Genomic DNA, 1265 nt, shown 5'->3' with positions numbered 1-1265 from the left:
CCGTCGTTAAAAGCTGTGTTCCGATGCTCACATACTCTAGTATGCTCCGCTTCGGTACTCGCTTTTGCCTAGGATCTAAGCATTTGTCGCTCCGCTGAGGCTTGGAGAGTCCTTCTGTGTTAGGAAATTAGACAACAATTTCTAAAAACACAACAAAAAACCACCGCGGAAAAGGGAGTAACCGCGGTGGTCAAAAAGGGAGTTTGGGATTTTATTCTCAGGGGAAAGAATAAAAATTTAATTTGTTAGCTTATAACTATATAATAACCGTCGCTGAAGAGATTAGGCTGTGAGTTAGATTAGAATTTAATGAAAAAATAGGCTTGGTGCTCGTAACAAGGATTACGAGTATCAAGCTTATTTTTCGTTTCTATTCTATTTTTCTTTCGAGCCTTTTTCTATATAGCTTAAGTCGTTAACGTCGCCAATCGTGAATTTGCCGTCTTTGTATTCGATTTTTGTGACGCTCGCGTTTTTTAAGCCTCCGTCTGGTAGTTTGTAGCCTGGTGAAATGCTGTCAAGTAGGGCGCCAATGCTCAAGCCATGGGATACAAGGAGTACATTGTGATCGCCTTTTTTGCTTTCTTTTTTCGCGACTTCGTTAATGCCTTCTTGCAATCTGGCAGTAATGGTTGCGTAATCTTCTGCAGGCCAGTTTGTACCAGCTTCTACGCGATCTTTATCCAGTGCTGCAACGCTATTTGCGAAGTCTTTCGGCGAGATACCTTCACTTTGCCATTGCTCTAATGTTTTGCCTTGGCTTTTCGCGATATCGGTCCACATATTGTGATTTAAATCGCCTTCATATGATCCAAAATTAAACTCGCGGAACCGTGGATCAGTCTGTAATTTCACGCTATCCGATTTTTTATTTTCTTTCAAAATAATATCAGCCGTCTGAATTGCCCGTCCGCTATCACTGCTATACGCTGAGCCGAATTTAACATCTTTCAAACCTTTACCGGCATCCGTGACAACATCTTCACCAGCGGGCGTGAGTACCGCGTCAGACCATCCTTGCACGCGATCTGTTGTATTAAGCATCGTCTTGCCATGTCTCACAACGTAAAATGTAACCGTCCCATCTTTTGCCGCGGAATCCTTATCCTTCGTGTCAGCGCTCGTATTGCTACAACCTACCACTAACAACAAACCACAAACTAACATCAAAACCTTTAACATCTGCTTTTTGAACTGCTCCCTGTCAAGTAGACAGGCTAAAAAACAAAAAGAAATAATATGACTTGGAACAAAAATACCATATT

Annotated in this window: 1 protein-coding gene; it reads right to left on the bottom strand. The window is 41.9% G+C overall.

Features of this window, described 5'->3' with window-relative positions:
• Positions 1 to 375 precede the first annotated feature (375 nt).
• Positions 376 to 1182, bottom strand: a complete 807-nt coding sequence (locus HCJ66_RS15825; protein ID WP_187134011.1) for a histidine phosphatase family protein — start codon at positions 1180 to 1182, stop codon at positions 376 to 378.
• Between the last annotated feature and the right edge of the window lie 83 nt (positions 1183 to 1265).

It is taken from the genome of Paenilisteria portnoyi, from assembly GCF_014322795.1.
In the GTDB taxonomy this organism is placed as follows: domain Bacteria; phylum Bacillota; class Bacilli; order Lactobacillales; family Listeriaceae; genus Listeria_A; species Listeria_A portnoyi.
Note: the sequence above shows the minus strand (reverse complement) of the source record. Positions and strands in the feature narration are given on the sequence as shown.